This is a genomic window from Nitrosospira multiformis, from assembly GCF_900110185.1.
Lineage (GTDB): Bacteria > Pseudomonadota > Gammaproteobacteria > Burkholderiales > Nitrosomonadaceae > Nitrosospira > Nitrosospira multiformis_A.
This window is the reverse complement of the sequence record NZ_FOCT01000029.1, coordinates 1-5,802: the sequence shown is the minus strand read 5'-3', so window position 1 is coordinate 5,802 and position 5,802 is coordinate 1. Positions and strand designations below refer to the sequence as shown.

Here is a 5,802-nt window from a genome sequence, read left to right as displayed (position 1 = left end):
CCAATCCTACATATAGTAGAACTGGAATAAGCGGACAAATGTGCTGCAGTGTCAGTGGCGAGCCTATCCCGGGTTGTTTGAGCAGGTCGTCGAAAATACGACTCACGTGGACTTGTCGCGCTGGTATCTGGACGAGCTTGCCGATGAAGTAATGGCGCTCTGGTTGGAAGGAAATTTTGAACGTGCCTGAAGGCATGCAAGAGCGGGGGGAATTATCGCCTTCGGGGAGATCTGGGTAAATTGATGCACGGGTATTAAACCGATGTTTACTCCAGGTCAGTAACCCACCTCTTTCTGGTGGCGCACGGCTAAAATCACTGCCGTCTCGCCGTCATACCGGTAGAGAGCCACATAACCGCTGTCGCCGAAGTCGATGATCCACTCCCGATACTCTGGCTCCATATCCTCGGCCGGACGACCAATGGCAGGCTGGTGTGCAAGCACGTTCACGCTTTCGCGGATCGCCTTGACGGCCCGCCCGGCAGCATCAGCGTTCTTCCCAGCAAGGAAGCGGTACAGGCGCTGCACATCCTGCAGCGCCTGAGGCGACCACATCAGACGTGGCATTCTGGCGGCTCAGCGTCCTGCCCTCCTTCGAGCTTAGCCAGCCAGGCGTCCGCCTCTTCAGCCGTGGCATGCAATCCGGTGGCTTGGTACTCTTCCCAAGCCTTGATTGCGCTCTGGCGGAAAGCCTCCCGCTTCTCTTCGCGTTCGACATACTGCGTGATTGCCTCGCGCATGAGCCAGTGCGCGGTGCGATGGCGAGCCGTGGCCAGGCGCTTCACGCGCTCCTTGATATCTGGATCAATCTTGATCGCCACAGGGCGAGTGGCAGCAGCCATGGCAGCCTCCGCTTGGTATCTAATGGTATTACCTTACCATACCAAGCGCGACAAATCCAGAAGTGCTGGGTGGGGTAAAAAGGGCAGGCAACAAGCGGGGCTAAAGCTTCCTGCGTATTCGTTTATCCCCCCACAAGTCCCCCTCGCCAAAGACTGGGGGGCGTTGTGGGGGGATTGGCGCGGGAAGCGTTGGCCTGTGCCGGCGAGGTTGGAATTCAAGTGCGCCGCGGCCGCAAGGCTTTGCGGATCACAGGCCATGACAGGAAAGCAAGGCGGCTGGCATGGCCTGTGACAAGCGGCAAACGGGGGATGGGAAATTTTCGCAATATTGCGAAAATCTCTTATGAATCCCATTTCATTGATTCTTTGCCCGGGGCGATTAACTGTGTAAGCTGGTAGGAACTTGAAAACTGAAAAGGGGAAAAGACTTATGAACAAGAATGAGCTTATCGAAGCCGTAGTCGCGAAAACCAACTTCAGCAAAGCTCAAGCTGCCCGTACCGTGACGGCGTTGACCGAAACCATCACCGAGGTTCTGCAGAGAGGCGACTCCATTTCGCTGCCGGGATTTGACACCTTCGAAGTGCGCGAACGGGGCGAGCGCAGCGGTCGCAACCCTAAGACAGGCGAGCAATTGAAGATTAGCGCCTCCAAGGTGCCGGCATTCAAGCCGGGCTCCACGCTCAAGGCGGCAGTAAACCATTCCTGAGATTAGAGAGAATTCCCCAAAACAAGAGGATAAATTAATGCTAATTATAAATTCTTCCAGCAAGGCTGTTCACTGCAAAAAATCATAATCAGATGCTCGGAATCTGCAAGCCCAGGTGTATGCAGCACATGATCCCACCTCGCTGACTGCCAGTTCTTCTGCAATGACATGCCCTATGCGCCTCGCACCAGGGATGATTACGCTTTTCATTCTTTTCTACCGCAAGCATATCCACGAGTGACTGCTCTGCCAAGGTATGAGCGTTGTAGAGCAGGTCTCAGATCCCGAAACAAGGTAGTCTGATACATAGCGAGTTTTAGCTAACAGTCAGGACAGGTGCCACCCAGACTCTATTTTTGATTCCGGAAATACTCCTAGAGGAGAAGTATGTGACACCCACGATCATTCAGCTGATCAGCTCAGCGTTATTTGCCATTGCCATCCTACATACCTTCTCCACCAATTTTTTTGAGCGCCTGGCGCATACCCAGCCGGCTCATGCTGGACTGTGGCACTTCCTTGGATTGGAGGGACACTCACACCATTTGCCGCTCCGCCTGTGCTAATGGTAGCTGGAAAATGGAATTGGGATATTGCATTCATGATATCGGCGTTTGGCTGGAAAGCCGCAATTGCAGTCGTCCTGAATGCGGTGGGGGCAACGCTATTGTTCCGCAAGGAATTAAGTCAACTGTCAACTACGGACAGCAGTGAGGGCAGTAATTCTGTGCCTTTAGTCCTGAGCTTGGTCCATCTGGCGTTTCTTGTAGGCGTCGTGGTGTTCGCTCATCATCCGGCGATTTTCGTAGGTCTGTTCCTTTTTTTCCTCGGTGTTGCCGATGCCTATCGGCACCACCAAGATCGCCTGATCCTGCGCGAGGGCCTACTGGTTGCTTTCTTTCTGGCAGGGTTGGTCGTCCTGGGCGGACAACAGCAGTGGTGGCTCCAGCCCGTACTGATGAGCATGAGTAGCGATGCAGTATTCTTTGGCGCGACCATTTTTACCGCATTTACCGACAATGCGGCCCTGACTTACCTCGGCTCATTAGTCGAGGGTCTGTCCGATGATTTCAAGTATGCGCTGGTCGCTGGCGCAGTTACAGGTGGCGGCCTGACCATCATTGCCAACGCTCCCAATCCGGCTGGAATCGCGATTCTGCGCAGCCATTTCGAGGAAGAGGTGGTCCATCCATTGGGGTTGCTATTGGCCGCACTACCGCCAACCATTATTGCGGCATTGGCATTCTGGTATCTGTGAGCGCCCTATGCACGATTGAGCATCCTGCTGGCACGAGATAAGTTATGGCCCTACGACATGGATGAACCGCTGAAGATTGCTATCGATTCTCTTCCGGCTGGGGCAACCAAGCGCCCAAAGGCTGATCCAGAATGAAGGCCTCGGCGGCCGAGAAAACCGATGAATAGCGTTTCATCGATCAAAAACCAACGCAAAAGGCAAAGGGTGTCCGAAGGATTAAAATGCGACGTCATAAATCTAGCAGCCCCAAATCAGCTGAGTGCATATGGTTGCTTGGTTTTTCAGTAAATGCTGCCAGTGTTGGATATTAAACTGCCCTCTTTGACGTCGATGATGTAATCACTCTCATTTCCCGTGGTTTGTATCTTTCTCACTTTTACATTGGTGAAGCTAAGAGGCTGGTCAGGCTCGAGGTTCAGTTGGCTTTGCAGATCAGTGCTCAAAATATAGACTGACCCACTCACTCCTGTATTTGTAATGACCTTGTAACTGTAATTGTCGCCTGGAGAAAATTGGTCTGTGTTGCCATCAATTTCCATCAATAATGCTGTTTCCTCATCTACTCCGATCGCCTGGGCAATGGCAGAGCTGGTCCATTGGCTATTTATCGCGTGTCCCAGGAACGTGATCAGCCGGCCCATGCGATCGCGCGCATTGAAATGGGAATCAGTGACAGTCGATAACAAGGGGGGTAAGGGCGCCCTGTCGCTCCAAAAATCACGTCTCAACGCAATGCATTGTGAGTAGGGGTCGATCAAGGCTTTTGACGAAGTGATCGCGCACGGGTCAGCGACATAGGCGAACTCGCTAAGGACCATGATTCCCGCGCTTGTTCCGCCGATGGGAATCTTGAAATTCCGAACCTGCTCCGATATCAGTTGTTCCAGCAACGAGCCCTTCCAGAAATTGTAGTAACGCCCTTGATCGCCCCCCGTTAGCCAGATTGCGCCGGCATTTCGAAGGTAAGGCTCGAGCGCCGGGTCGTTAGCCGTTTCAATGTCAGGAACAACCAGGGTTACTACCGAGGCGACGGGGCCGACTATGCTGATGTAAGTATCGTCAGGCGGGTCGCTGCCATTATCAATCACGACAAAATTTCCCGGCCTCCCTGTACTGCCATCGCTACATTGGGTCATCTTGGCAATCATCCAGCTAAAGGCCTCCTTGACGTCATCTCCTCCACCCATTAGTACAGCAGTTCGCGTGCTTAACGGAATTGTGCCGCAGGGCAGATAATCAACCATCTCGCCATTTTGAGAGATCCCTAATCGCGATTTATTGGCTGCCTCTACCAGGCCTATCCCTGTGGAAAACACAGCAATCATGATTGGGGTTGTCATCAATCTGCATATAATTCTGGAATTTGTTTGCTGCTGAACGAGAAAAAACCACACAAGCAATTCCATTTTTTGTCTCCTCCTCTTATGGGAATTTCAGACGGAAAGACGGAAGTGAATTCCGCCCCCGTCTTGTTCTCTCGTCTCGTAAGGCTGCAAAACTACTTCTTTGAATCCCACGTCCTCGATGCTACGTCTTGGGGCATCAGCATCTATCTGGACAGCGGCAAGGATACTAGCAGCCTGCTGTGCAGCGCCGATGCAAGCGTGCTGTCAAGGGAATGGGAAGAACTGCCATCGGTTCTATTCTGAATCCTTAAGAGCCCAAGTTACCCGCCCCTATTTCGGACTTTCTCCAGATCCGTAATACCAGTGAGGGGTCTATCGTCTTGCGCACCGATTATCCTGGCTGTTCAAGCTCACTCTTATTGGCACAGGATGTCGGCAAAGGGGAATCTTTGCTAATGATGGAAATGTGCCAGGCAATGAGCGACCAAAGACCAGAAGGAAATTACGAAATCACCTCATTTGGTCAGGTTGCCTACTCTCTTCTGACTAGCATAATTAGATCAATGTGCAGAACAACTATTGTTCATCGACCCAGGCGCGGGCCTTTGCGCTTGCGGCCTCATACGCCTTGTTTTCATCATCCACCGGCTCAGCAAAGCTCTCGTATGCAACTGCGCCATCGCCAGCGAGAATGCGGAAGCGGCCGTTCCAGAGGCCGGTTGTGTCGTCACGCTCCGGCCAAGCAGTAATCCGGTACCCTTTGTATTCGTCGTTCATGTCATCCTCCATTTGTTCACACGAGGCGATGATGGGAGGTTTTTAGCAAAATAACCACCCAGGAGCTTGCATTATTTGTGTTATTGGTTCTGGCCAACCGTGATATCAGGAGAGGCCGAAAGGGTTCCTGTGTCGGGACTCCTCCCTTAGAAGCGAAAACCGGCAGCCGCTCCTGTTTTGGTCGACATCTCAGACGCTGGCACAAAGACACCTCTTCGCCCCTTTTCAGTATCTGTGAAAACCTGATCGGGGACCTTAAGCTTCAGAAGCGACCATCGAGAAAGAATTACCACTTTGAAGCGGGAATTCGATTTAGCAAGAGAGGTCATCATGCTAAATAACAAATACTTCACAAAATATTCACAATATTGTACTACTGAACTTGACGCTTCACTAAAGGAAAGGAAAAATGATGATGAAAAAAGGAAGATTTGTTGCATTTGATATGTCTGAGGCATATTGGGAGCACTGTTGACCGTGTGGTTTTCGGGCGGGGTAGCGTTCAGAAAGGCTGAGGCGGTGGGTATGATTATAGGGAAGAAACGGCAACTGCCTTCATTGATCTGACTGGCCACACGGATATCGACCTGCTTGCCGAATGCGAGCGTCTGGGAGACTGCGAACTGCGGAAGTGGACCGGTACACCCCATAAGCTCATGGAGACTCTGCCGGAAAAACTGATGAACGAATAATGCGACAACCCTTTAGGGAGGACACAGGACTGCCTCTAGTATTTGTCTTTGCTGCGTGCAATACACTTGAACAAGTCAATTAGTGGGTCAGGATCTCTGGAGGCGACAGGATTTGCTTCGACAATTGGCTCCTAACTGCCGATCAAAGCCGAGGAAAGTCACTTAGACAGTACCTTCA

Annotated in this window: 11 protein-coding genes; 6 read left to right on the top strand and 5 right to left on the bottom strand. The window is 51.9% G+C overall.

What is annotated here, in order from left to right:
• The first annotated feature begins 40 nt into the window (after positions 1 to 40).
• Positions 41 to 190, top strand: coding sequence for a hypothetical protein (locus tag BMY01_RS17955; protein WP_175463309.1), 150 nt, complete (start codon positions 41 to 43; stop codon positions 188 to 190).
• An 86-nt stretch (positions 191 to 276) separates the two neighbouring features.
• Here the strand turns inward: BMY01_RS17955 and BMY01_RS16665 are convergent, their stop codons facing one another.
• Together BMY01_RS16665 and BMY01_RS16660 are read right to left on the bottom strand one after the other, a co-directional pair.
• The gene (locus tag BMY01_RS16665) at positions 277 to 567 is read right to left on the bottom strand and encodes a type II toxin-antitoxin system RelE/ParE family toxin (RefSeq protein ID WP_074749233.1); all 291 of its coding nucleotides are present in this window, start codon (positions 565 to 567) and stop codon (positions 277 to 279) included.
• On the bottom strand, positions 555 to 842 hold the full coding sequence (locus tag BMY01_RS16660) for a CopG family ribbon-helix-helix protein (RefSeq protein ID WP_074749232.1): 288 nt from the start codon (positions 840 to 842) through the stop codon (positions 555 to 557). Before BMY01_RS16660 ends, BMY01_RS16665 begins: the two co-directional genes overlap by 13 nt.
• On the opposite strand from BMY01_RS16660, the gene BMY01_RS16655 reads away from it, so the two are divergent.
• The 4 genes from BMY01_RS16655 (at position 841) to BMY01_RS16645 (ending at position 2,809) form a co-directional block, all read left to right on the top strand.
• Positions 841 to 1,134, top strand: coding sequence for a hypothetical protein (locus BMY01_RS16655; protein WP_074749231.1), 294 nt, complete (start codon positions 841 to 843; stop codon positions 1,132 to 1,134). The two genes, BMY01_RS16660 and BMY01_RS16655, sit on opposite strands and share 2 nt — an antisense overlap.
• Before the next feature lie 138 nt (positions 1,135 to 1,272).
• Complete coding sequence (locus tag BMY01_RS16650) at positions 1,273 to 1,551, top strand: HU family DNA-binding protein (protein ID WP_074749230.1); 279 nt, start codon at positions 1,273 to 1,275, stop codon at positions 1,549 to 1,551.
• 389 nt (positions 1,552 to 1,940) lie between these two features.
• On the top strand, positions 1,941 to 2,117 hold the full coding sequence (locus tag BMY01_RS18980; RefSeq protein WP_439331419.1) for a putative Na+/H+ antiporter: 177 nt from the start codon (positions 1,941 to 1,943) through the stop codon (positions 2,115 to 2,117).
• Entirely contained in the window at positions 2,117 to 2,809 is a 693-nt protein-coding gene (locus BMY01_RS16645) for a putative Na+/H+ antiporter (RefSeq protein WP_439331418.1), read from the top strand. The genes BMY01_RS18980 and BMY01_RS16645 overlap by 1 nt, the downstream gene beginning before the upstream one ends.
• 281 nt (positions 2,810 to 3,090) lie before the next feature.
• Here the strand turns inward: BMY01_RS16645 and BMY01_RS16640 are convergent, their stop codons facing one another.
• A complete protein-coding gene (locus BMY01_RS16640) occupies positions 3,091 to 4,149 on the bottom strand; it encodes a cyanophycinase (protein ID WP_175463308.1) in 1,059 nt (352 codons plus the stop codon).
• 27 nt (positions 4,150 to 4,176) lie between these two features.
• On the opposite strand from BMY01_RS16640, the gene BMY01_RS16635 reads away from it, so the two are divergent.
• Positions 4,177 to 4,458, top strand: a complete 282-nt coding sequence (locus BMY01_RS16635; RefSeq protein ID WP_175463307.1) for a hypothetical protein — start codon at positions 4,177 to 4,179, stop codon at positions 4,456 to 4,458.
• Between the two features lie 273 nt (positions 4,459 to 4,731).
• Here the strand turns inward: BMY01_RS16635 and BMY01_RS16630 are convergent, their stop codons facing one another.
• Both BMY01_RS16630 and BMY01_RS16625 read right to left on the bottom strand, forming a co-directional pair.
• Positions 4,732 to 4,932, bottom strand: a complete 201-nt coding sequence (locus BMY01_RS16630; RefSeq protein ID WP_074749227.1) for a hypothetical protein — start codon at positions 4,930 to 4,932, stop codon at positions 4,732 to 4,734.
• Positions 4,933 to 5,078: 146 nt separating this feature from the next.
• Positions 5,079 to 5,507 carry a hypothetical protein gene (locus tag BMY01_RS16625; protein WP_139176975.1) on the bottom strand — a complete coding sequence of 143 codons (429 nt, stop codon included), beginning with the start codon at positions 5,505 to 5,507 and terminating at the stop codon, positions 5,079 to 5,081.
• Positions 5,508 to 5,802 lie beyond the last annotated feature (295 nt).